Below are 24,417 nucleotides of genomic sequence, written 5' to 3' on the forward strand. Positions count from 1 at the left end.
GATGAAATTTAATAGTACTTACTTTATTTATTTTATACTCATTTTTAGCCTTTTTGGTTGTAAAGAAGAAGAGGCCTCAAATGAGAACACTGATGGTGGTAATGAGATTGAAGCGATTACCTACTATGCGCAAGATACGCTCAGAAAAACCTCTCTGTCTAAAACCTACAATGTTGACCTTTCTGAGAATGTAGATTCTTCAGATGGGTCAAGGCCTGTTATTGTCTCTGTAAGATCTTTGTCGTCATCTCCTAGTTGTAGTGTTTTAAGTGTCAACAGTAAGGGCTTTCAGATAGATGCCAGAAACTCAAAGTCTTGTACCTATGAATATAGTGTTGGTTCAGCCACTACTTTGTCTAAGATGAGGACAAAAGACGCTTCAATATCGGCTATGAGTGGAGTTAGCTTAGGTGTTGCAACTGCTACGGTACTGGTTGGTGATTCTTCTGAATTACTCAAGCCAATAAGTGCGACGACTACAGTTGATGATTCTGTAGACATATTTATAAAAACAGAGCTTGCACAATATGGAGATGAAATAGGAGTCGGCTTTACTTTAGATGAAAACTCGTTGGTTCTTCCTAACGCCTCGGTTACTGGCTCTTCAGCATCTGCAAGTGTAGGTGACGATTCTATAACCTACACACCTGGTTTAGGTTTTTCTGGTGTAGAAAGAATCCTTTATTCATACACTGATGGTGTTAGTGTTTTAACGGGTAGTATTGATGTTTCTGTTTCAACGACTGTTAACACTGCTCCTAATGCTGAGTACTTTTATTACCTTTATGGTGACGGAACTCAACCAGTGCCTTATGGTGAAACCATTGAGATTGATGTGAAAGACTATATTAGTGATGATGATGGCGATACATTACAACTGATTGACGTTTTTGCTTACGATGCGACACTCTCCATACCTACTGACTTTAACAGTAATGGCAATAACTTTGATGATACGGTGTTTACATTTAGCTCCAACAATCCTGGACGTCACTCTATCACTTACGTTGTCAGTGATAATAAGGGAGGGTTTGCAACTGGTGTTATCGATCTGACTGTCGCGGATGTCTATCAAAATATTTTGGTTACAACCTCTTCGCCAAATTTATTATTTTCTCCCCCATATACGGCGAGCCAAGCAGAGTTGGCAAACTTGAAATATGCAGCAGGTCCTGTCGGTGATGGAAGCTCAAGTTTAGATGGCCTTTCAACCGCTACCCATGACTGGGTCACTGCAAATGGGATATGTGAGGCAAGAGGGGGGGCACTTCCTACAAGAACTGAAATTCAGGCCCTCTATTCATCACGCCCGAATGGTGGTTTGTTCTCTTCAGAAAACTGGCCAGTAGATATCAATTATTGGACAGAATCAGGAGGTGCTGAGGCTGGTAGTTTTCAATCTATAAATATGAGTAACGGAAATATAACGGAAAGTGCTCCTAGCTCAGATTATAACTATGTTGCCTGTATCAGTCGTGAGTCTGTAACGGTATCTGTTATAGGAGAAGAATATATTAATGTAGGTTCAGACCAAAGCTCTGTAATAGAACTCTATGAGTTAGAAGGGGTACAAGCTGATGGCACTACAGAGATAATAGACAATCCGTTGGTTGCATGGAGTTCCCAAATAGAACCGCCAGAGCTTGCTCAATTTAATAATGATACGGCTGAGCTTACAACATTTCCCCAGGCAATCGATACAAATGGTACAGCAACTATCACTGGTTGTACAAAAGAAGGAATTTGTGATTCGAAGTTGGTGAATCTTTTTGCCTTCTTTAAATCACCATTGTACGGAACTGTAACAGGGTCATCTGTTGAGGTTGAATATGTTTTAGGCGATAGTAATATCGTAAATACTCGCTGTGGGCAAATTGTCGATGCAATTGGTACGCCAGAAATGGGACTTTCTGGAGGGAACGGTGGTAGCCTTAAACAAGTCGGTAGAGCTGATACGATACGTTCTGTAAACGTAGAAACTGGATTTTTCAGTTTTTCTGGGTCCATTAGAATAATGACGAAGTTAAAGTTTAATAGAGCAGATGGCACATCAGTTCAATGTGGTAATTCTGGTAGTACTAGTAATATTCAGAGAGACACTTATACGGTACCTGATGGGTATGTATTCTATGGATTTAGAGCTTATAGTGTAGGTCGAAGTGGTTATTTACAAGCTTTACAGTTTTTAAGTATCCCTACAAACTGACAAATGTTATCGAGGCTGTTATCAATAGCCTCGATTGTAAAGTGATATGCAATTCAATAAATATATATCAAAGATAATTGATGATAACCAGTTGACAAGAAAAGATGTACTAAGAATTTTTCATATGAGTGGGTATGATGATATATCTCATGTCGATAGCATAACTCTTAGTCGCTGGCTAAATGGAAAGACAACCCCAAATCTATATAAACAACTTATAATCGTGAGTTGTTTAAGTGGAAGTGTTCTTGACTTTGTTAAAAGCCTTAATATAGATGAACTAAAAGGAAATCAGAATGATGAAAACTTCTATTCATCATACGTCAGAAAAGTGGATTATGCACATAATTCGATAAACTATATAGAGCGCAGTCAGGAACGAAGAACCAAGATAGAGAGCCTATCTTCACAAGAGATATTAAAAAAATTTGAATTCTTTCATCGAAACTTTTCTAGCTATAGGTCAATTTCGGATAACTTAGAACTTTCTTTAGCAGAGGAAGGTACTCTTATATCTTGCTTTGAGTCTGAGCAAATTGTTGGACACATAGCTTATTTTGAATGTTCAAAGCTTAAAACTAAGAAAGTAGAACTTTCTAATGTGCTTTTTTTTACACCAATCTATTATGCAGACAGTGTTGTGTTAAGAGAAATTATGGTCGAATTTTTTACACGCTATCTAAACCAAGTAGTAGACAGTTTCTGCTATGCTGTTGGTTTTACCCGAAGTGGTAAAAAATTAGATTTTCATCATTACTTTGGTGGGGCTGAGAATTTGGAGTTTTTTCCCCCTGATGAGGAAGATAAAATTAGTAATACGGATAAGGGGCTTTTTTTGGTGAAAGTTGACTTATTAAAATATCTGTCGAAAAAAGTAATATTAAAAGAGGTTTTGGAACATATTAATAAAAAAAAGGAATAATATTTTGATTGAATACATGAAAAATAGATCGTTTTCTTTTTATATAATGTTGCTGTTTTTTTGTGAGGTTTTTTTAATACTATTTATTTGTTTGTTTTATGTTAGATATCTAGAACACAAATTAATAGAACAAGTTGATATCATAAATGATGAAATCGTCGATAGCTTTGAAAAGCTATCGAGCTTAAGTGATTATGGATGCGATGACAGTTCGTCATATCTTATAAAGTTTGTTACAGTTGATAATGTTAGTGTAAAAAATGTAAGTTTTATCAATGGTAAAGATATATGTTCAAGTAATATCAAAAGGACAAGAGATACTTTGATTAATATAAGTCCAAATTATACGGATTCAGGAATATCTTATTGGTTTGGCTTTTTTTATGATCTGGGAGATAAAAATGAGTATTTTCTTGTACAAAAGAACAATGTGCGATTAGCGGTAAGTATTTTTGAATTACATAATTACTTGGAAAACTTAAGTACCTTTTTTGACGTAAGTTTGAAAATGTATGATTTAAGCTTGTATAACAAGAACAAAACTAAGAGTTGTAAAGATGGGTTTTGTCTAAAGGTTTATCGAAGCCCATTTATTTTTGAAATGAAACTAGCTAGCGATTATGTTTTTTTTATTTTTTCGGTTGTTTCTTTTGTTAATTGTTTTTTATTCTTTATTGTTAGGTCCACGTATAATAAATTTGTTTTATTAAAGGTTGAGATTCTTAATGGTATTTTAAATGGAGAGTTTAAACCAATATATCAGCCTATAGTCAATGCCAAAGAACATAATATTTGTGGGGTTGAGGTTTTGTGTCGATGGCATTCTAATAATGGAGTTGTTATGCCAGGAGACTTTATAGAGGATTTAGAAAAGTTTGGGTTTTTGAAGCTTATGACTCGTAAGTTGTTACAATCATCTTTAGATGAACTCGAGTCTTGGCTTAAAGAGGATCGTCGTAGATATTTATCATTAAATATATCAGCAGATGGTATGGCAGACTCAATATTTTTGCACGATATAATTTCAATGATTGTTTTATGTGATATCTATCCGTCACAGATCGCTTTAGAAATTACCGAGAATCAATTGTTAAACTGTCCGCATGCAAATCGTAACATGGAAAAAATAAAAAACATTGGTTTTAAGTTATTTATTGATGACTTTGGTACTGGTTATTCAAACTTCTCATATTTAAAAGAATTGCCTTTAGATGTGATAAAGATAGATAAATCTCTTATCGAAGATATAACTACATCAGAGGCGTCGAAAGCTGTGACTTATCATATTGTTGGTATAGCAAAAAGCCTAGGAATACAGACTGTTATTGAAGGTGTTGAAACTAAAGAGCAAGTGATGGCTCTCACTAATTCTACTTGTGCTGATTTTTTCCAAGGCTGGTATTTTAGCAAGCCAATAACGGCTTCACAATTAATTAAATTTAGAGGTGAATAGTTTTCTCATTTAGCTTGTTTATTGCGGTTAAATTACGTATTGTTAATCATGGTTTCTATTAAAAGGTTGGAAAATGATTAGATTTCAATTAGATAGTTTTCTAGAGTTGCTTGATTTTTTCTATAATCATAGCAATGAACAAGAGCAATTTAGTCGCCTCGTGACACTTGATGATATGAAAAAGGCAGGTATTAGTACTACCAAGGAAAACAAAGTCAAAGAGACCTTTGTTTACCACTTTCAGTTACTTCAAACTGAGCAGTTAATTTGTACATTGAAAAATGAAAAAAGTCAGTTTGATAATTCGATCCATTCCAGCAAGGGTAAAGTTTGTTTCGGCTTAACACTAAAAGGGGAAACGTTTTGTCGTGCCTTATTTGAGAAGGGGGCTGCTCAGTTTTTGAGGGAGTTTGGCTCCGAAGTGACGTTTTCAGTGTGTATACAAGCGGTTATTTCTTTTGATAGCGACTTAATTTTTCACTGAAATAAGTTGATATTTTTGGATACTAGATCCTATTTGAAAACTGGTTGTTTGTCTAATATGTATAAAAGTTAGCCTTTAAATTGATAGTTCTGTTATTTGCGCTATGATCTAAGAACTGTGATAGAGGGTTAATAATTATGCTATTATTTTATCTTATGTTAATATCTCTGGAACCCATTAACTTAGATCATATTCACAAGTTAAAAAAAGTTCAATTGTTTTACAGCAACGTGCAATATACTGAAGATTACGTTAACTGGGGAGAGAAGGATTATTGGGCTTCACCATTGGAAACTCTTGAAAAAATGAAGGGAGATTGCGAAGATATCGCTATAGCAAAATATTTTTCACTTATTTATAAAGGTGTGCCAATTGAAAACTTAAGGTTGAGCTACATCAAGCATTTAAATAAAACTCATATAGTTCTAGAATATGTAGATAATAATGTTGTCATAATTTTGGATAATAGATTTGAAGCTGTTTATTTTTCAAACGATGATTATTTGGCTACCAGGATCGCGTCGTTTAATCACCATAATCTATGGGTTAACGAAACAGTGATTGGAAAATCTAGGCGTATAATGAGAAAATGGAATGAACTATTGAATCGTTTAGATATTTTTCATAAGCATAAGGCTGTTGAGTTAGAGCAATCACTTTCACATGAATTATCTTATTGAACAGTGTATAAAATTATTTTTATTATCTGGCAGATATAATAATTGTTATCTCATCGCCTAACTTTATTATTGATATTTCATAATGCTTATAGTATTAATTGGCCCCAAACACTTTAGACTTTACTCACACTTGGAGCCCTTCCTTGTGCTTGTTGTCCGATAAAACCAATTTGATCAAATGATTACTTTGATGATATTAAATGTTGTAGATAAACATGAGCTCGTTTATAAAAACTATTGAGTGATGAAATAGTTATAATGAACCTTCAACGTGTAAATATATTTTTTGGGGAGCGTCTAAGGAAAAAATGCAAAGCCAGAGCATTGGCTCTGGCTATGTTTTTATGAAAGTGGTAATTGTCGTATCATTTGTTGTACATCGTTACCATATTTAATGCGTTGACGAGTTTCTTCTAAAGAATACATCTGAGTTTTTCTGGCTTCAGGGTTTGCACTTCTTCCTTCAGTTACTGTACTGCCGGATGTTAACTTTTCATTGTCCAGCCTCCCAGGGATGGTTTTGACCACTGACCAACCAAGATTGCCGATAGATTGAGCAGTCATAATGCCTTGATAGATCGTATAGCCCCGAGCGCCTACTTTCACTTGGCCAAGCAGAATCTTAGTAAAACCACCGTGAATCGGAGGAGGCGTATAAGTCATGGTTTTGCCGCCTTGTACCATTTTGGTTGCAATAACCTGGCCTTCCGAGCTTCCGAGCCTCATTGCAGGGTTTGTTTTGCGTGCCCATTCAAGGTTGTACTCGCCAGATGGGCGAATTTTATTCCACAGCCGTGAGCCTAGTCCTGGTTGAGTAACATCTTCTAAAGCCCCGCCAGCTCTTACCCAACGTAAGTTTTGTACCGATTTGTAAGCTGAGTAACCTCCACTGACCACGCCAATAATGTCGAATGGTATAGTCGCGATGTCTAGTTTACGTGAGATGTCGCCGTCATCAATAATTCCAGAGGCTATTTGAAGGGCGCCACTGGTCATGCTCGCAATGCCACCAGTTATTGCGGCTGCGAGAACCAAACTTGAGCCTCCGGTTGGCGCCGCAAGCGCTATCCCTATAAACCCAGTTATAAGTCCGAATGTACCAAACAGGATTTTACTGATGTTTAAGTGGCCACTTGGGTCAGTAAAGTTGATAGGGTCGTTGTGACAGTAAACGTAAGCATGATGCACGCCCCCGTTAAATGGTGCGAGGCTGTCCGGGGCATTAAAGCGCATCAACTTAGGTTGGTAGATACGATAACCTTGACCCAGATGATAACCGTCAAGCGCTGGGTCCAACCACTCACCGTTAAAGCCTAGGTGTGAAGGGAGTACCGTCATCGATTGCGCCATTGCAAGGCGTACAGAGGTTGGTAGTAATGAAATTCCGCCAGCTACTGCACTGGTTTGGCCGATTTTAATCAGAAATTCACGTCGATTAAGCGGAGTAATGAATACAGAATCTTTATTGCTCATTGGTATTTCCCACCTGTTCGCGTTGTCCATATGGAGAGTAGCGGTACATCGAGCCAGTTTGACCAGATGTGTTGTAAGCGATGACAGAACCGTTTTGATCGGTTGCTAGCATAGAGACCACTGAACCTTGCTCTGACCATTTCGGCACGCCATCATCGTAGATGTAGTGGGTGATGCTGCCATTTTCTTCGATAGACGCGAGGTCACTCCATAAATACTCAAATTGACGACTGTCGGAGCCAGAATGTTGTCGGATTAGGCGATCATTGCTGTCGTATGAGTATTGCCATTCTGTATTGCCGGACAACACGCTAGTGAGTTTGTCGAAGTGATCGTAACGAAGCTCTCGACCTTCGGCATCCTGAATCATGTTTCCGTTCTGGTCATATTTCAGTACGGTTTGACTAGGAAGTTGAGGGTGCGTGTGAGTGATGCGTGTTAACTGTGTTGGATCATCCGCTTCGTAATAGTAATTCGCGAAGTCTTGAGATTCGTTAGTTACACAGCGTTGGGTCAATACATTACCAAGGTCATCGTAGCTCCATTCAAAAGAAATAATGGATTGGCCCCATTCGCTTAGTGGCCCATTACCTGAGAAAACAACATTTGTAAGTTGTGACATAACATCATAGGTATAGGTTTCTGTAACGTTACCCAACGTCGTGCTCTCTTGGGTTCTAGAGTAAAGTAGGCCTAACTCGTTGTAGTCTTGAGACTGCTCAAAGATATAAACGTCGTTGAGTGCCACCGCACGGCTTACTACGCGACTGTATTCGTCCCATTCGATTTCGGTGGTTTGTGTTTGATTACCGGATGTCAAACGCTCTAACCTAATGCGATCGAATTGATCGTGTTCGTATTCAACAGTAGCGTTGTCCGTATTTAATTTGACCAATCGGCCAAGCTCATCGTAACCAAACTGACGGCTGTCACTCGTTCCTTGAATGGAGGAAATCACGCCGCCTTTTGAGTAAACATATTGGCGGATACTTCCGTCATGATCCTCAAACTCAGGTAGGCCGGTCGAGGAATACGTGATCATGCTGCGACTGCCGTTGCTATCTTGGCTGCCAGTTGGCAGGCCAGAAACCGGATCGTACTGGTATATTGTTAACTGATCGTCGGATTCTTTCTCGTTGAGAACACCTAATTGATTATCACGAGTAAAGCGTCTTGTTGGCGCAGATAAGCTGGTTTCCGTTTCTGGAATATTACTGCTGTCTGCGTACGACCACGCTAAAGAAGCTTGATTGCTCGCCCCTCGACGAAGCTCAAGAGGTCGTCCCAACCCATCGATGTCACGCTGACCAACGATCTGTGAACCTATCTCTAGTTTGGTGACTTGCGTTTGATCAGTATGCGCTGCGTAGGTGATTTGCTGAGCCACATTGTTCGCTTGAGTAATATGAATCGTGCGATCAAACTTGTCGTATTGATAGCTTTTCGATTGACTCGCAGGATCGGTTTCTTTTGTCAGTCGGCCCCAAGCGTCGTATTCATAATGCCAAACACGATCACCCTGTTGCTTCCTATCTTCCAATCCCCAGCTGTTTAAATTGCTAACTGTTAACGCTAAGCCCTCAATGCCTTGTGTTTTTTGACGGCTTGCGAGGTTGTTAAATGCAATGTGACGATTGCCATTCGGCAGCGTAGTGGTTTTAATCTGACCCCAATCGTCGTATTCATACCTTTCGGTTTGGGTGACAGAAATCGAGCGTGCATTTCTATCGGGAAGATCATCAAATGAGCTCTTGCTTTCTAGACGGCCGAGTGCGTCGTACTCTTTCTTCCAAGTGGTTGTGTTGCCGAGTTTCGCTTCTAACTCTCTGCCTTGGCCATCCCAACTCTGTTCGCATAAGTTGCCTTTACAGTCGGTCAGCACCAAAGTTTGTCTAGCTTGGTTTGTATCGGCAAGGTATTGGTATGAGCGTGCTGCACTGCCATCAATACGCTCGGTTTTAGTACGACGTAGCGAGTCATATTCAAAGCTACAGCGAACACCATCTGCGTCCACGTGATGAGCTATTTCGCCGATATCAAAATAATGGCCGACAATGACGTTAGTTTTGGTATTGTCGTGGCATACCAGTTCTTCATGTTCCTCGACCGTCTCATTGCCCAAGGTATACTGATAGCTTGAGGTTTTTGAGAAGGTACCATCTGCATGCATGATATCGTTCTTGATTGATGCTAAACGACCTAGAGAAAACGCCTCGTTTTTATCCTCGTGGTAGCTGTAATGGCTTTGGTAGCGGCCATGAGCATTTTCCAAACGCAACATGACATCCTTTTGGTTGTTGAAACCTGTCGTTTCACCGTACTCATAGGAGATCTTACGTTCTTCAGAGCCATTATTTAGGGTGCGAGATTTAACAAAGTTTACCATGCCTGAAGGAGAGGCCGGACATCCCAATTCACCTTGTGCTGAGTAGTATTCATAGTTCTCAGTAATGTTGTTTTCATCTTTGAAAGACAACATGTTACCGTACTGATCGTACTCCCAATGACGAGTTTGTAGATGACTATCTTCACCCGATGACCAAGTCTGATCTTCTTGGCTGATTAAAGCATATTGAGCAGGCTGGTTGGCAAAACTCTCACCATCAAGCGCTGGATAGTTAAGTGTTTTTAGATGGACAAGTGTGTCGTTTACCAGACGTGCTTCTTCAACCTGCAAGTGGAATTGGTTGTAGGTTTGAATAGTCTTAATCGTCCCGCCTTCCACTTTTTGCACGCGGTATGTGTATTCGACCCCACGCTCCAGTAAGTTATCGACGCCTTCACTTAAACTGCCTCCTGGTGCACCGTAGCCCATAAAATTTCGGCTATCGGAATTTACGCTGCTATATTCCGTCGTAATAATGGGAGAGTTTTGAGTCAGTACACGATGAGAAGTCACCGCTGGGAGGTAGGTAGTGGAGTCTACTTGTATCCCACTTACGTCATAAGCAAGTTGCTCAAGCATCCCACAAGGATGAGTGATGTCTTGAATCAAAGTATAAACACCGATGTCGTTGTAACTAAAGTCATAACTGCCGACGTTTTCAGGCAAGTCACATTGAACAAGCTTGTTGTTGTTCAAGATAAGGCTGAAATACGCTTCATGTGTACTGCCAATGTTGGTGAAAATGTTCACTCGGCTCGGGTCAACATATACTATTAATAATAGTGGTTGGCTTTCTGATGTGCGATCGTCCCAGACTTTGCTCAGACGTTTTTCTGAGCCGATGTTTAACCAAGAAAAATGCAAAGCATGGCCATCACTTTGAATGATTTTAATTAGGCTACCGTGGTCATCTAAGATATCTTTACGGCCATTTCGATAAGCAATTTCATAACCGCTGGCATCGCCTTTTACAGAGAAGTCGAGCAGCTTCTTGTAGCGGAGATCAAGTTTGTAGTTTGTGCCTAGTTCTGCTCGGTAGGACTGCCCATTTGCGAGATATAGTTGTTCATTTTCTATATCGTACCTTGGAAGATTTAACTTCCAACCTTTGCCGAAACCTAGGTTATCTGTCGAGTAGGGGGAAAATTGCAGAGCAATATCAAGGTTAGGGCCTTTTAGCCAGTTGCCGACTAAGGAACCGAGAAGAATTTGATAAGAATAGCTTCTTGTTCTTTGATCAACCCCTCCTGAGCAAAAACTATCAAAGTTAAATGCATTTGAAGTCCAATTAGACATAGTGCCTCCTTTAGGCAAAGTTAGCCTAACGTTGTAGGCTAACGTTTCTCTAGAGCCGGAAAATTATTGGTTAACTAGATTCCACTGTGTGTAATCCCAATCTTGATCAGGAAACTCACTTTCTGGGTAGGTCAATTTAAGAGGAGCTCGATTCCCATATTGATCAAAAGCGGTGAAACGGTACTCTCTTTGAGTATCATTGATCGAAGTATTATTGTGTGAATAAAGGAGCTGGCTTAACGTTACAGAGCGCAACGTCTGATTCACAGTCCAAGTTGCGGTACGGCATTCATCTGCTGCACTGTTACACTCAAATTCGTCTGAAACAGTACGCTGGCTGCCTGGTACAAAAATGTAGCCTTTCACTGATTTGATTCCGTCTGGACAGTCACCATAGCAACCGAGCCATCGGTCGTCTAAGAACACCTCGTCGTTGTGCGATTCTTCCCAGCTATCCATGGCTACCTTGGTCATAGCGAATGAGGTATCTATTGGTGTTATGTAGAAGTTACGAATTTCCGCTTTAGAGAAGTAAAAATCATCACCAGCGTCTTCCCAGACTTTTGTCCCTTCTCCAATATCAGTAAACTCAGAGGCACTGTAAATCTTTTCCTCAAGTCCCTGATATATAGCATTTTCATCGTATGGGTACTCACAGCTGTCGTAATCGCTTCCATCGCTAAACTTAACTAGAGCACAAACTTGGCGGTACTGAGCAGTCTCATTACTGTACACCCAAGCGGTGAGTCTGTTTGATGCCGTAGTGGAGACTTTAGAGTTCGGTAAGCTATCTTCGTTAAGGTATACACCACCAATTTGGTGTGCGTAATCATTTTCATTGTAGGTATAACCCCAACAATTGCTTTCATAGTTGCAGTCTATGTCTTCGACTAGTTGGACGCTATTGCTCTTTAAATAGAACGAGATCGAATCCTTTACTTCGTCGTCAGTTACCGTCACTGGTGAGCCATACTGATCCGAAAAGGCTATGGTTACATTCAGCTTTGATTGCATTTTCCCATTCGCATAAAAAGCCATCGGAACTCCTAGGCTTTCATTGTGGTCAGCACTGAGTGTGATCGACGAAACCTCATAACTGCTATTAATTGCCGCACATGTTGATGCAGAAATTAAGGTTAATGGTAATGTCCTTAATAAGTTTTTTTTGAAATTTAACATTATAACTCCCTTCATGGTTTTAATGAATAAATAAGAAAACATGTTTTTTAAATTAAAAAACACTCTTTACCTAGAAGGTTAAATATAACCATTAAATTAGCTAAAATATCTATATTACGAATTATTAATCCTATAACATCAAACCATTCAAGAGTGTAACTAGGAGAGTGGATGTTTGAAAATTATTTAAAAATGTAAAAACAACAAATAATATATAAAAAAAAGGCATTCGTTCCGTTTTTTTGTAACTTCACTTGAGTTCACGGTTACTTTCAATAAAAATATCAACTTTTATACAATGGTAAACTTGGGTGAAGGTTATATTTAGTAGAAATGAAAGTGTTTTGTCATTTGGCGGTCGAAAGAAAAAAATAGGCTATAGAGATGCTCTTGTTTTAGAGGCTTTGTTAGCCAATGAAGGTGATGTTTTATCAAAAGATTTTTTGTTGGAATATGCTTGGAGAAATACAATTGTTACTGAAATCTCTCTAACTACGAGCATTCATAGTTTAAGAGTCGCGCTAAAGAGTTTATTACCAGAACAGGATGTTATTGTTACTATACCTAGGTTGGGGTATAGGCTAAATATGAACATTATCGAGACTGAAAAACCTTCCCTTGTTAAAAAACAAAAAAGAAGTTTTTTAAATGTATCAGGGATAATTTTTTTCTTGTTTTTTTCGAGCTTGTTTTTTTTATTTAATGACGGTTTGGTTTTTCCTTACAAGACAGATGAGATAAAAGTTTACGCTCTTAAAAATGGTAATGTATTGTACTCTACTAGTTATGTCGACAAGATGAACCTTTCTTTACTTTCACAAATAGATTGTAATTGTGAAATTTTTTTTAATTCTGGTTACATCTCCATTTTTCTTTTATCTGGAAGTGAGGAGGCCATAAATTTCACTTACTCAAATGTTTCTTTTGAAAGAAAAATAGAGGAAATTAATTTTATAATTTCTAAAGGTCAGTAGCATTATTTTGAAAAATATAAATACAATCATAATCATAATCATAATCATAATCATAATCATAATCATAATCATAATTTCATCGAGTAACAATACATCAAAAGAGTATTTTTTTGAAAGTACGAGCATCGAACTAACTGAATCAAAAGCTCGGGTTAAAGCATATATTAAAGCCGAACCTAGTAAAACATTAACAAAAATAATTGTTATAAAAGAAGATAGTATGGAAACATATGGTGCCTTCCATTTATCATTTAAGGTTTTATTTTGTATTTCAGAAAGGTGTTATTTCTGGTTAAAGTCGGGACATAGTATAATAGAATCAAAATTAAATACGCTTATTTCACATAGTAGATATCTATCATTAATGGGTTATTATCACGAAATGAGTTTTTTTAACTTTGAATTTGGGTATGCTGATATATTACTATTTGATAATGAAAAAGTGTATACTCGGGTTTATTTTCATGGACATATGTCATATCATCTATACCATATAAATGGATTATAGTTTATAAATCACTTTAATGACATTAATATTATTAAGGAAAGTTATTGTTAATTAAAGGTGTCTATTTAATATAGGTTTAATAATTTGTTGATAACGAAGGGGTAAGTTTTCTAAGTTACTAATTTGGTGTTTATTTAATTGCGGTATTCATTAATGCGATAACTTAGCTACATCTTTAACGCTATTATAACTCTTGATTTTCCTCTATCAATGTCTTTTTTTAATTCAAACATTTCATTAGATTCTAGTGGGGCGCTTATTAGCCCCTCATCAGTCCACCATTGAATTTTTTCTCCAGTAACTTTTACGTCTTTAGGAGCTTGAACTTTTCCAGGTATAGTTCCTGAAAAAATTAATGGTGTCTCAGCAGAAAAAACTATAGGAGAAGCTAAAAATAAAGTCGAAAGGAAAAGTTGATTTAATGCATTACAAAGTGTTTTCACATTATATCCAATTAGCTGTATAATTTTATTCAGGTTATAAGTCATTTTGATGGTTACGTCAAATTCATAGTTAACAAAGATACTAACCAATTATTTTTTTCTTTATCTTTGGGTTGGTGTCACGTTTTTATGTATGGTTAATGTAAATTTATAATGATGATATTTCAAATCGATTTTTTTATCGTCAAGGTAGTTTTTAGTTTATATTGTTTGGTTACTTTTAAAGGGTAGGAATCTCAAAGTATCATGATTTTCAATGTAGTGGTCTAGTTCGAAGTAAATTTGAGTGATTGTGGTTGGGTTTTATTTTGAAAGGTTTTTTAAAGGAATTGTTCCAAATGACAAGTAAACTTATCTAAGGAGCCGAAAGAAGCTGGACTTTACTGGAGTGTATTATCAATTTTTGGAGGGTTTATTCTGAACTAAGGCTGTGAATGTTAAGTTTTCCTTGTAAGAGGGGAATGTATATAGAGCGATGTTAGTATGCTTCTTCAACATGCTTACCAAAGGAAAGTTCCTGATTTCTCCTGACCAACGTTCAGGATTTTGCTTTCGGCGTACCTCTAGAACCGCCGCTCTTTTTTGTAAGATCTCACCATCCTTACCCGCATGTCTTTCTGAGGGCGTCACGTAGTTCAGGCCTCGATGTTTATGCTCATTGTTGTACCACTCTACGAACCTGTTTACCCAAGCTCTTCCATCTTGGCTTTCATCGTTGAAGACTTCATAGCCCATGATTTTTCGACTGTAGATGCCTTCAATAAGGTACAGATAGTAGTGTTGGCCTCTCACCACTGCTGGCAAGTAAGTGATATCCCACGTCAGTACCTGTTTCGGTGCTGTCGCTGTATAACTGCTCGGTCTGCCACTTTCTTGCGTGCTCTTTGACATCCTCTTTACTCAACCAGGCCTGCTTTTCACTGGTTGACGTTAATCAGTCTCGTCCTCTTCCCCGTAAAAGGCGCTCAGTTTTTTTCGCAGAACTAATAGCGTTAGCGCTTTCTCTTTGTTTCGAAGCTCTTTTTGCAAAGCTTTGATCTCAAGCTTGTCCGCTCGAGATTGCTGTTTCGCTTCGGCTCCTTTCTCTCTCAATGCTTTACGTCAATTGTACAGTGTCGCTTCAGGGATGCCTTCTTCTTTTGCCATTTCAGAAATGGAGCGAGGATATGGAGGCAACAATTTCTTGAGTATGGCTTCTTTTCTTTCTGGAGAATAGCGAGACAAATGAATTCTACTTACGCCCTAACTGGTTAATTTTTAATAGTGACAACTATCCTGCCAGAGGGGGCACCTTCTGGCACGTTGTGTGTTTCGAATACTTTGTTGTTTGATGAATCAAATAACCCAACAAAGTCACAACTTACCGTGTTTATGTTGGTACCCTCTTCCGTCACCTCTGTCGTACCATTTTTCAGGCTTCTAGGGGGTAGTTTTAATTTAGGTACGTACTGGTGCGCTAAGAAATCAATAAAATCATCGTCCGTGAGCCCGTCTGATTTGAGTAGCGTTCGTTTCAAATCCGTTATCTCATTGAATATTTGGTTTACTGTAACACTGTACTCATTGGCTTGACCGGCAGCGCTCGCACTGACTTCAATGGATGGCTGATAGCCATAATTTCCGTATTGCCAGTGAATGTTTTTACATCGATATGAGCGTTGCTTTCTGTTTTTGCACCGTATAACAAATACGTGTATGGATCGATTTCAGGCTGATTGTTGGTCGCCGCTTGAGAGCTGAAGGACAACAGAATTAGTCTCAAAAGTGAAAATTTTCTTTTCATTAGATATTCTCCAAACTGAACTTTTGCGCATTAACATTGAAATTAAAATCAATAATGATTGTGTGTTTTTTATGCCAGCTTAAGTGCATCGTGTTTTGTATTGGTTTTTATGGAGCCAAAACTTGCAATTATGAAAGCGTGCTTTTTTATTCTGTTTGGATGTCGTTTAATCTATGGGACGACATCCAAACAGCTCTACTCTAAACTAGTAACTCTATTCACGGACCTGATCTCGATACATGCCTAAGCTTTACTACTGCAACCAACTGGAAGTTATACACTTGTGGCCGTTTTAGCTTGACGGGATAGCTCGGAACAGTTGGAAAGGGAGTTAATCAACTAAATACATCATTAAATATGGGAGAAACAGAACCTTCTAAGAGCGTGATAGATAGGGGCGTCATCTAAGACGCTGGTTATGGGATTTGAGCATCAATGGAACAGAAAATGTTAGGAAGGTTAAGTATTGTATTTTTATAGAGCATCCCCGAAAATAGAGGGCTTAACCAAACACCTTCAACAACAAATCCTGATGCTGTTTTGTACCACCTCGAACATTGAAGTTATCGGTGCCGCAACCTTTCGATTCATTACCCTCACTGGATGTTTGAGGTCTTCTTTTCCCACCCTGAGCTCGGCTGCATAGGGGACAACCAATCTTCTTGACGGCGGCAAGAAAGTTTTTTGGCGACGTATGAAAAGGCCCATGTTTGGGACAGATAACTTTGACCTGTGTGGCTAGGTTCACGTACTTCACTTCGGAATAGTCGTATTGATTGCCGTACTTCTGTCTGGCTCTTTGGATAAATCGTTGTTCTCGATCTTGTCGTGATGGTTTTAACATGATGCCTTGTTTGCTTTGAGTAATTTAGAGACTTTAGAAATTGTATGCCTGGAGCAGCCTATCAATGCTTCGATTTGACTGTAGCTTTTCCCATCTTGCAGCAAACCTTCTATCTTCTGGTGCAGCTTGATATTAACTGGGCGACCTTTGTATTTTCCTTCTTGCTTTGCTCGTTGCACGCCTTGCGCTTGGCGGCGACGCCTGTCTTCATAATCTTTTCTGGCCACGGCGGCTAGCATGTCGAGCATCATGCTATTGAGAGCAGCCAGCATGCGATCGGTAAACTCGTCGGTGGTGTGCATAAATTGATGGCTGGTCGGTAAATCCAATGCGACGACCTTCAATCCTTTATTAGCGATGATGTTTTTGAGTTGTTCCCAGTCTTTGGTGTTCAGGCGACTTATTCGGTCAACTTGCTCAACTAGGATAATGTCGCCTGATATTGCGATGTCAAGGAGACGAAATAGTTCAGGGCGATGTAATCGAGCCCCTGATTCGTTCTCCTCAAACCAATAGGCAACGGGATAACCCATTTTGTCAGCAAACTCAATCAGGTCATTTTTTGCTCGGGAGGCATCTTGCTCGTCGGTCGAGGCTCTTAAGTAACCATAAATTCGGATATTGTGATTCATTGGTGCATTTTACATTGGTTTGGTTATTTTGGTGCATTATACATTTATTTTTCGAATTTAGTGCACTAAATTTACCCAGTGCATTAAAGGTGCACTCTGATAGGAATCCCCAAGTAAAACGGTGGTTTCAGAGGTTACGTTATGACATTTTTCTCTGTCATCATATATGGCTGCTATGCTTGTAGAGGAAGAGGTTGCGCCCTACTTTTTCATGATCGTGTTTGATACCCTCATTGGTGCAACTTCTTCCCACTGAAACGTTCCCTATGCCTGCGCCATCGAGGTGTAGATTGGATGTATCGAGAATGGGGGGACAATCATTTTTTTGCATCTGAGAAAGGAAGAAGTGTTTGAACTTTACTTACCTAAAATCTGCGTCTATCGCTTGTGAACTTGAAAAGCAGCATGATTGGTCTGAAGCTTGTGAAGCGTGGCAAAGTGCGTTCGCGTTGGCGAAAGAAGGAAGCCCTCAGGCTCACTGGGCTCATGCCCGTTTTGAGTTTTGTCTAGGACGAGCCCGATCAAGGCGACAATGTCCCGTATTAAAGAAACAAGACATGTGGCACAAGAGGCGAGTTAGCGGCTAAGCGGCTATGTCTTTGTATCATGGATGAACTCGAATGAGTTAAGCGTATTAGTCAATGGAGGAACGCCGATGATGCGTCAATTGCCGCGATTTTGTGTGAAAATCATCATGATGAGTGTTGTGATGTTTGCATGCATTGGGGTAGGGCAAGCGTTGCAATATACCAACTCCGTCACCGCATTACGCTACCAAACGGTGGTGGAATGGGTCGACAAGCACCCATCGCACACGGTGCTCGCTAACCAATTTACTGCCCACTGTTTAGCTTCCGAGCCTTTATTCTCTGAAAATGTTAGTTTGCCTACTGCTTAGTCTCGGTCAGCTCAGCATGGGATGGGTATTTCCGTCGTTGACTTGCTTTGTCTTTGCTTCATCGAAGGGATGAACCATATTTACTGTATTAGAGCAGAACGCATTTATCGAAGGGAGCGCCTTTGTACAGCAGGAAGCAAGATAAGATTAGTTTACATTACAGTAAAGCCAAGAAGGTTTTAGTGATGAACCAGAAAGGTGGGGTTGGGAAGTCAACTTGCGCGGCTGCGTTGCTGAGTCATTTGAGTCACTTAGGCTACAAGGTCGAATTGATTGATTTTGATAGACAGTGTTCGTGCCATGACTGGGCTAAAAATGCATTGCCAGGTCGCTCTCAGTCCTATCCGCCGTCACTGCGTAGCTTCTCTAATATCGCGATGACGCTTAAAGTGCGTCGAGATTCTGACTTTATTGTTATCGACTCGCCTTCCAATTTCAGCCAGGAAGAAATGGAAAGATACACGTATTTTACCAACGCCATATTATTGCCGATGTCACCGTCGCCGTTGGATTTACACACCAGCTTACCTTTTATCCAAGATCTTATTGAATCTGGCATATTGAGTGCTCGCAAGATTGCTTTAGCGTTTGTTATGAATCGTTGTGCTACGCATGATGAGCGTGTAGAGCGCACTGAGCAATTGTTGCAACACTTTCGGCAATACCCAACCCTTGGTAAGATTTCCGAAAATGTTCTTTATCAAGAGGCTTTCTTCGATAAACAAGCGCTCCCTGTGACGCTCGACCCTCAGCTCTGGCGACAGGTTATTGAGTGGTTGGAATGCTTGTGATGGCGGTGAGCGTTGGATAGGGCGCACCCACATATCAAGCTCAGGGCTACGTGTTTGCAATTGATTGACTCGTTTCAACGCCTCTGAGTAGTGCTCTATCACTTTACTAAAGAGGGAGTCGGTGTCATTGATGTGGTGCACGCGAAGGGGAAAATCGATGCCACAAGTCTCGATGCTTGCTGTCGGCGCGGCTTGACCGGCGTAGAACTGAAGGACGTAGAGTGTAGAGGCTATATCTCTTGAGTGGGCGAAGGCTTTTCTGGCGTGGCATGGTGAGAGGGTAAGTAAAGCGCACGTGTGGCGATCAATAGCAAACGCCATGACGTCCTGTTTCTCGATGTTACGAATAATGACACTGGCTGTCGTTCTTGTTTGGCACTCTTTGGTAAGCGTGTAGGTTGCGACGTCCGTTAGTACGCAGAGGTAACTTCATCAATTTCGTCGCTGATATTGATAAGGTTACGGCACAGTGTTTGCAGTAAGCTTCTCATAACATGAGACAACTGATTCTCAGCATCTTCAATCGCTGACGGCAAATGACTCCGCAGTGATTTAGTAGACCACTTCAGACCACGCCGTACTCAGCGGCAAGTCCTCTGTCTGTTTTCCACTAAACGTATACGAACATTGCGTATAGCTTTGAGGTCTTGCTGCTCAACAGACTTAACAGGAACAAAATGAATATCGGGCCTTGAAAAGGCTTCGCAAATAGCTCTCGCATTGTTGGCATCGTTCTTTTGTCGCCCAACAAATGGTTTTACGTGCTGAGCTGGGATAAGAGCGACCTTATGGCCCAGCTCTTGAAATATTCTTCCCCAATGATGCGAAGTTGCGCATGATTCCATCACAATAGCCGTTTGCTTTGGAAATTGACGGACTGTATCAAGAAGCTTGTCACACTTTACCTTTCGGTTTGACAAGATTTGTCCATCAGCACTCAACACGCATACTTGAAAGAGGTTTTTGGCTATATCGTATATCGATGCCGACAACTTTAATAGACATGATGATTACTCCTGTTCTTACTGGTTGCACCATTAATTTGGTGCATCGGTGCTAGAAGGGAGGTGCTTCCATCACATCAAAGCCATCAAAAAAGATCAGATCGCAGGGTTTGGAAAAGGTTCAACTGATTTAGGCAACAACGCCGTTCTAAATATATTATCTTTATTATAGTTAGTTATCTACCTTATAAATAAGATGGAATGTCACAAAAAGAAATTTATTTAGTGAAAATAACTTTGATTTTATCCTACTCCATGTAAGTTAATATCAACTATTTATGATTTTTTATTAACGATGAACAACTTTAAATTATATCCATCTTTAGATATTGTGAACGGGCAAGCATTAGTTTCTAACTCAGCCATTAGTATTGCAAAAAATGCTAGTTCGAAAATAGTAAAAATAGGCTCTCCACTTGAAGTTGCTCAAAAATATCATGATAGTGGCGTAGAGTGGTTACATATTGTAGATCTAGATGCGGCTTGTGGTCGAGGAAGTAACACTCAAGTAATAATAAACCTCTTAGATAATTTGAATGGATGTTTGAAAACTCAAGTATGTGGAGGAATTCGTTCTAGAGAATTATTAGATAAATATTTAAAATCTGGGTGTGATAGAGTAAATATTAGTTCAGTTATTGCTGACTCACCAAATTTGTGCAAAAGCTTGATAAATGAATATGGAGAGTATATTGCAGTTGCTATAGACGCAAAAAATGTAAATGGCTCTTATCATCTATCTACTCACGGTTGGAATCGTATAAGTAGCGAGTTAAGTGAGGTAATCGCACAACTAGAAGAGTTTAACTGTAAACGTTATGTTGTTACCGATGTTGACCGCGGAGGAACGATGCTACAGCCAAATGTTGATTTGATAGATTACGTAAAAACAATAACAACTAAACCAGTCATATCTGGAGGTGGTGTTGCTAGTTTGAAGGATATAACCAGTCTAATTAATGTCGGAGCAGAAGGTACAGTTTTAGGACAAGTTATTCATACCAACAACACTCCACTCCGTAAATTTGTTGAATACTTGGATGAAATAATAAATGGTTAGTTTAAATAGAGTGAATATCCTAGGCGGAGTGACATTTTCAATCTCAGACATTGAACTAAATTATTTGGTTGACTTTAACCTTCCCCAAATTGATGCTTTTAACATCTATTCTCGAGGCGAAATATATTACAAACGATTAAGCTCCTACGAAATTTTAGAAAAAATAACATCGACAATTAAAACATACAACAGTTCAAGTTGTCTTAATACAAAATATATATTAATCGATCATTTATTTAACTTTGTCATTAGGCTTCTTGACGTGTTGATTTCATCAAAGTGCTATGAATTCACCAATCAGTATATTGAAAGTGCCATAGTGTGCTCAAGAAATATAATTAGCTATATTGAAAGAGGTTCCATTCAAAGTAAGATTGAAATCAAAACTCCTTTTGTAAGTAACCTGTATGATTCTTACCCAAGAATCTATTTGGAAGGAGATAACCACTTCATTTCATTACTAGCAGTAAAGGACTTCAGGAAGTATGATGTTTGTGTGGGCGTATTGCTTGGCGGAGGAGCTCCTGCTGCAATATATAGTGCCTATCATGACGCTAAATTAAATTATATAAAGATTTCCTGTTATGATGAAAAAGCTTCATCGAGCTATGAGGTTTTTGGTGATGATATCAATAAAACACAAAATGTCCTTCTTCTTGATGATAATTGTGGAACAGGAAAAACCTTGTTTAGAGGGCGTCAGTTATTATTAGATAAATTTGGTATAGAAGCATACTTGGGCTCCGTGGAGCTTCATTGGGATAAGGTTCTGAGAGTTAAAGGATATAAGCATACAGGAGACATATTTGATTACAATGATCTTGATGAAATATCTTTCTGGTCTGTCAGGCATCATAATTTACTTGCTCAACTAACCAATATTCCCCCCACTGGAAATACAACAGTTGAGATATGGAAGTATTACTCTTATTCAATTTTGAGATTATTATCTGATTTAGATAGTTCTTTTAACTTAGTGATTGCGAGTAAACTAAAATGAAACCACATATCATATGGGATTGGAATGGGACATTACTCAATGACTTCTCCGTATCTCTAAACGCAACAAATGAAGCATTGTCTGAAATTAATATACCTAAAATAACTTCGCTTTGTTATAAAGAAAATTATAGTGTTCCTGTTGACGATTTTTATCACAAAATTATTGGAAGAACTACAACAAGAGGTGAGTGGAAAAGGATAGGTCAAAAGTTCAATGAAATTTATAAGCCAGAAGTAATAAAAGCTCCTCTTGCAGACAAGGCTATGCACATATTGAAAAACGTTAAAAGTCAATCAATTTGTTCATTAATGGAAAATGATTTACTTCTATCCATGGTTGAAAGCTTTGGTATTAGAGATTATTTCTCATTAATACAAGGTAGAAGTCATCCATTATTAAAAGAAGGGAAAGAAAAACACTTAGAAGCTCACATCAATTGGTTGGTAAGTCGATTAAATATCGATAAAAGAATTATAATTTTGATTGGTGATACAGTAGATGACGCTTATTCTGCTAAAACTGCCGGTATTAAATCAATATTATATTCAGGAGGAACATATAGTTATGATCGTTTAAAGGCCACAGGTCAACCGGTCGCGAAAACATTGGACGAAGCAATAGTTTTAGCCGAAAGTACGATTTTAAGGAGCAGTTATGTTTAAATCAGTTGTTGGTCTTCAGTTTGGTGATGAAGGTAAAGGGAAGTTTGTCGATATGATTTCTGATAGCTACCAGCATATTGCCCGCTTTAATGGTGGAGCAAATGCCGGGCACACTGTTGAAGTTAATGGACAACGATTTGCTTTTTCTCAGATTCCCGCAACCGTACATAACAATAAGAAGCTATATGTATGCCAAGGTGCGTTGGTCAGCATGGAAAAAATGCTAGATGAAATAAAAATCATAGAGAAAATCTGTCCAGATAGTAATATTTTTATAGACCCCCGTTGTCATATTGTAATGCCACTGCATTCAGAGCTAAATAAATCCTCTGAGTCCTATAGAGGTGCTAAAAAAATCGGTTCTGTTGGTATTGGTGTTGGTGCAAGTTTTGAAGATAAGTCGAATCGATTAGGTATTCGATTAATAGATACCATAGACCCTATTACGCTAAGAGAAAAATTAAAAATTGTTTGGGATATTAGAAGCAAACAAATAGAGTTAGTTTTCGGAGGGCGGTTAACATTAGATTTTGAAGAACAAATACAAAATTTAATTACTTTGGGGAAAAGATTGGAACCTTACTTTTGTTTTACAAATAAGATAATCTCTGACCTAATCTCATCAGGGCATGATGTTTTGTTGGAGTCATCCCAAGCTACATTTTTAGATAATAGTTTTGGAAGTTATCCCTATACTGTTGCTTATCAAACATTAATTCAAAGTTGTTTTCCTATGATAGGAGTTCCAGCCCAAAACATGAGTGTGCTAGGTATTATGAAAGCCTATACAATTAGAGTTGGCAACGGTGCCTTGCCGACAGAACTACACGATAAAGATGCCAACATAATTAGGCTAAAGGGCAATGAATTTGGGACAGTGTCTAATCGACCAAGAAGAATTGGCTGGTTGGATCTAGCTTTAATTTATCACGCAGTACAGATGAATGGTGTATCTGAAATCGCTATTACAAACGTAGATGTGTTGGGAGGAGAATCCAAGATAAAAGTATGTACTGGGTATACTTTAGGTAAGAAAAAAGTGAGTGTTGATGAAGCATTGCTGCACTTTGATAAAGTGACACCTATCTATCATGAATTGGATCCTTGGCCTCATCTAGGGGAGCGAACTCAATTCAATAGTATAAAAGAAATGCCAAACGAATTATTACAATACTTATCATTTATAGAGAACTATGTAGGTGTAACTATTCGTTATGTTTCGTATGGGCCAGATAGGAGCCAAACACTAAAAAGGAGAAATAGCGAAGAGTTTTACAACTACATGAACGAGGAAGAGGTTTTCTAATGATTGAATATGTAACAGGTTTTATGTTTTCACAAGACTTGAGTCATGTTGCCCTTATCAGAAAACTGTCTCCTTATTGGCAAAAAGACAAATTCAACGGTATCGGTGGAAAAATCGAGATAGGAGAAACAGCCATAGCAGCAATGAGTCGTGAGTTTAGAGAGGAGACGGGAGTTCTCACAGAAAATAGAGAGTGGAAGCTTTTCTGTATACTGGAAAGAAGAGGAAAGTATAAGGTGAGTTTTTTCTATTCAATATGCGATAAAGTTTATGACGTAAAAACTGTCGAAAAAGAAGAGGTTCACATTTGTGACACAAACCAACTACCCAAGGACTGCATTTGGAACTTACGTTGGTTAATTCCCCTTGCCCTTGACAGACAAATCACTCTCACTTTCCCCATAATAATTGAAGATTAAGATGCAGTTCT

23 protein-coding genes and 1 pseudogene are annotated in these 24,417 nt (G+C 38.7%); 14 read left to right on the plus strand and 10 right to left on the minus strand.

Annotated features, from left to right (window positions below; translation table 11 throughout):
• Position 1 precedes the first annotated feature (1 nt).
• The 5 genes from VJL_RS27515 to VJL_RS04975 all read left to right on the plus strand — a co-directional run bounded on the left by VJL_RS27515 (position 2) and on the right by VJL_RS04975 (position 5,745).
• Positions 2-2,206 (plus strand): adhesion domain-containing protein, encoded by a 2,205-nt coding sequence (locus VJL_RS27515; protein ID WP_050568813.1) that lies wholly within the window; start codon positions 2-4, stop codon positions 2,204-2,206.
• A 46-nt stretch (positions 2,207-2,252) separates the two neighbouring features.
• A complete protein-coding gene (locus tag VJL_RS04960) occupies positions 2,253-3,128 on the plus strand; it encodes a hypothetical protein (protein WP_038876145.1) in 876 nt (291 codons plus the stop codon).
• Between the two features lie 4 nt (positions 3,129-3,132).
• Positions 3,133-4,581, plus strand: a complete 1,449-nt coding sequence (locus tag VJL_RS04965) for an EAL domain-containing protein (protein WP_152436618.1) — start codon at positions 3,133-3,135, stop codon at positions 4,579-4,581.
• Positions 4,582-4,654: 73 nt separating this feature from the next.
• Positions 4,655-5,065: a hypothetical protein gene (locus VJL_RS04970; RefSeq protein ID WP_038876148.1), complete on the plus strand. Its 411-nt coding sequence runs from the start codon at positions 4,655-4,657 to the stop codon at positions 5,063-5,065.
• 137 nt (positions 5,066-5,202) lie between these two features.
• Entirely contained in the window at positions 5,203-5,745 is a 543-nt protein-coding gene (locus tag VJL_RS04975) for a transglutaminase-like cysteine peptidase (protein WP_050568814.1), read from the plus strand.
• A 342-nt stretch (positions 5,746-6,087) separates the two neighbouring features.
• Here the strand turns inward: VJL_RS04975 and VJL_RS04980 are convergent, their stop codons facing one another.
• The 3 genes from VJL_RS04980 to VJL_RS04990 form a co-directional block, all read right to left on the minus strand.
• The gene (locus VJL_RS04980) at positions 6,088-7,218 is read right to left on the minus strand and encodes an RHS repeat-associated core domain-containing protein (RefSeq protein ID WP_038876150.1); all 1,131 of its coding nucleotides are present in this window, start codon (positions 7,216-7,218) and stop codon (positions 6,088-6,090) included.
• Complete coding sequence (locus VJL_RS04985) at positions 7,208-10,900, minus strand: RHS repeat domain-containing protein (RefSeq protein ID WP_038876152.1); 3,693 nt, start codon at positions 10,898-10,900, stop codon at positions 7,208-7,210. Before VJL_RS04985 ends, VJL_RS04980 begins: the two co-directional genes overlap by 11 nt.
• 63 nt (positions 10,901-10,963) lie before the next feature.
• Positions 10,964-11,938 (minus strand): SNG1 family protein, encoded by a 975-nt coding sequence (locus VJL_RS04990; protein WP_227741118.1) that lies wholly within the window; start codon positions 11,936-11,938, stop codon positions 10,964-10,966.
• A gap of 452 nt (positions 11,939-12,390) precedes the next feature.
• Between VJL_RS04990 and VJL_RS27520 the strand changes: the two genes are divergently transcribed.
• A complete protein-coding gene (locus VJL_RS27520; protein ID WP_050568815.1) occupies positions 12,391-13,053 on the plus strand; it encodes a winged helix-turn-helix domain-containing protein in 663 nt (220 codons plus the stop codon).
• A 675-nt stretch (positions 13,054-13,728) separates the two neighbouring features.
• Here the strand turns inward: VJL_RS27520 and VJL_RS05000 are convergent.
• The 6 genes from VJL_RS05000 to VJL_RS05025 all read right to left on the minus strand — a co-directional run bounded on the left by VJL_RS05000 (position 13,729) and on the right by VJL_RS05025 (position 17,263).
• Positions 13,729-14,094, minus strand: a complete 366-nt coding sequence (locus VJL_RS05000; RefSeq protein WP_038876156.1) for a hypothetical protein — start codon at positions 14,092-14,094, stop codon at positions 13,729-13,731.
• 306 nt (positions 14,095-14,400) lie between these two features.
• Complete coding sequence (locus VJL_RS27735) at positions 14,401-14,895, minus strand: hypothetical protein (RefSeq protein ID WP_081634919.1); 495 nt, start codon at positions 14,893-14,895, stop codon at positions 14,401-14,403.
• A 210-nt stretch (positions 14,896-15,105) separates the two neighbouring features.
• Positions 15,106-15,228: a transposase gene (locus VJL_RS30460; RefSeq protein WP_369385746.1), complete on the minus strand. Its 123-nt coding sequence runs from the start codon at positions 15,226-15,228 to the stop codon at positions 15,106-15,108.
• 319 nt (positions 15,229-15,547) lie between these two features.
• Entirely contained in the window at positions 15,548-15,787 is a 240-nt protein-coding gene (locus VJL_RS29945; protein ID WP_227741119.1) for a hypothetical protein, read from the minus strand.
• A gap of 502 nt (positions 15,788-16,289) precedes the next feature.
• A complete protein-coding gene (locus tag VJL_RS05020; protein ID WP_038876157.1) occupies positions 16,290-16,631 on the minus strand; it encodes a DUF723 domain-containing protein in 342 nt (113 codons plus the stop codon).
• Positions 16,625-17,263: a recombinase family protein gene (locus VJL_RS05025; RefSeq protein ID WP_152436619.1), complete on the minus strand. Its 639-nt coding sequence runs from the start codon at positions 17,261-17,263 to the stop codon at positions 16,625-16,627. The genes VJL_RS05020 and VJL_RS05025 overlap by 7 nt, the downstream gene beginning before the upstream one ends.
• A gap of 350 nt (positions 17,264-17,613) precedes the next feature.
• Here VJL_RS05025 and VJL_RS30465 point away from each other — a divergent pair, with 350 nt between their 5' ends.
• The 3 genes from VJL_RS30465 to VJL_RS05040 all read left to right on the plus strand — a co-directional run bounded on the left by VJL_RS30465 (position 17,614) and on the right by VJL_RS05040 (position 18,952).
• Positions 17,614-17,850: an ANR family transcriptional regulator gene (locus VJL_RS30465; RefSeq protein WP_038876159.1), complete on the plus strand. Its 237-nt coding sequence runs from the start codon at positions 17,614-17,616 to the stop codon at positions 17,848-17,850.
• A gap of 68 nt (positions 17,851-17,918) precedes the next feature.
• The gene (locus tag VJL_RS05035) at positions 17,919-18,161 is read left to right on the plus strand and encodes a hypothetical protein (protein WP_038876162.1); all 243 of its coding nucleotides are present in this window, start codon (positions 17,919-17,921) and stop codon (positions 18,159-18,161) included.
• Positions 18,162-18,283: 122 nt separating this feature from the next.
• Positions 18,284-18,952 carry a ParA family protein gene (locus tag VJL_RS05040; RefSeq protein ID WP_050568816.1) on the plus strand — a complete coding sequence of 223 codons (669 nt, stop codon included), beginning with the start codon at positions 18,284-18,286 and terminating at the stop codon, positions 18,950-18,952.
• 422 nt (positions 18,953-19,374) lie between these two features.
• Here the strand turns inward: VJL_RS05040 and VJL_RS05045 are convergent.
• Positions 19,375-19,944: pseudogene (locus tag VJL_RS05045) on the minus strand (IS110 family transposase); the annotation flags it as partial.
• 307 nt (positions 19,945-20,251) lie between these two features.
• Here VJL_RS05045 and VJL_RS05050 point away from each other — a divergent pair.
• The 5 genes from VJL_RS05050 to VJL_RS05070 are packed head-to-tail and all read left to right on the plus strand — an operon-like array spanning position 20,252 to position 24,406.
• Entirely contained in the window at positions 20,252-21,016 is a 765-nt protein-coding gene (locus tag VJL_RS05050; RefSeq protein ID WP_038876164.1) for a 1-(5-phosphoribosyl)-5-[(5-phosphoribosylamino)methylideneamino] imidazole-4-carboxamide isomerase, read from the plus strand.
• Positions 21,009-22,016 (plus strand): phosphoribosyltransferase, encoded by a 1,008-nt coding sequence (locus VJL_RS05055; RefSeq protein ID WP_038876166.1) that lies wholly within the window; start codon positions 21,009-21,011, stop codon positions 22,014-22,016. Before VJL_RS05050 ends, VJL_RS05055 begins: the two co-directional genes overlap by 8 nt.
• Positions 22,013-22,681: an HAD family hydrolase gene (locus VJL_RS05060; RefSeq protein ID WP_038876168.1), complete on the plus strand. Its 669-nt coding sequence runs from the start codon at positions 22,013-22,015 to the stop codon at positions 22,679-22,681. The genes VJL_RS05055 and VJL_RS05060 overlap by 4 nt, the downstream gene beginning before the upstream one ends.
• Positions 22,674-23,987 (plus strand): adenylosuccinate synthetase, encoded by a 1,314-nt coding sequence (locus tag VJL_RS05065; RefSeq protein ID WP_050568817.1) that lies wholly within the window; start codon positions 22,674-22,676, stop codon positions 23,985-23,987. Before VJL_RS05060 ends, VJL_RS05065 begins: the two co-directional genes overlap by 8 nt.
• A complete protein-coding gene (locus tag VJL_RS05070; RefSeq protein WP_038876170.1) occupies positions 23,987-24,406 on the plus strand; it encodes an NUDIX hydrolase in 420 nt (139 codons plus the stop codon). Before VJL_RS05065 ends, VJL_RS05070 begins: the two co-directional genes overlap by 1 nt.
• The last annotated feature ends 11 nt before the right edge of the window (positions 24,407-24,417 follow it).

The sequence above is a fragment of the Vibrio jasicida CAIM 1864 = LMG 25398 genome, from assembly GCF_000400365.1.
In the GTDB taxonomy this organism is placed as follows: Bacteria; Pseudomonadota; Gammaproteobacteria; order Enterobacterales; family Vibrionaceae; genus Vibrio; species Vibrio jasicida.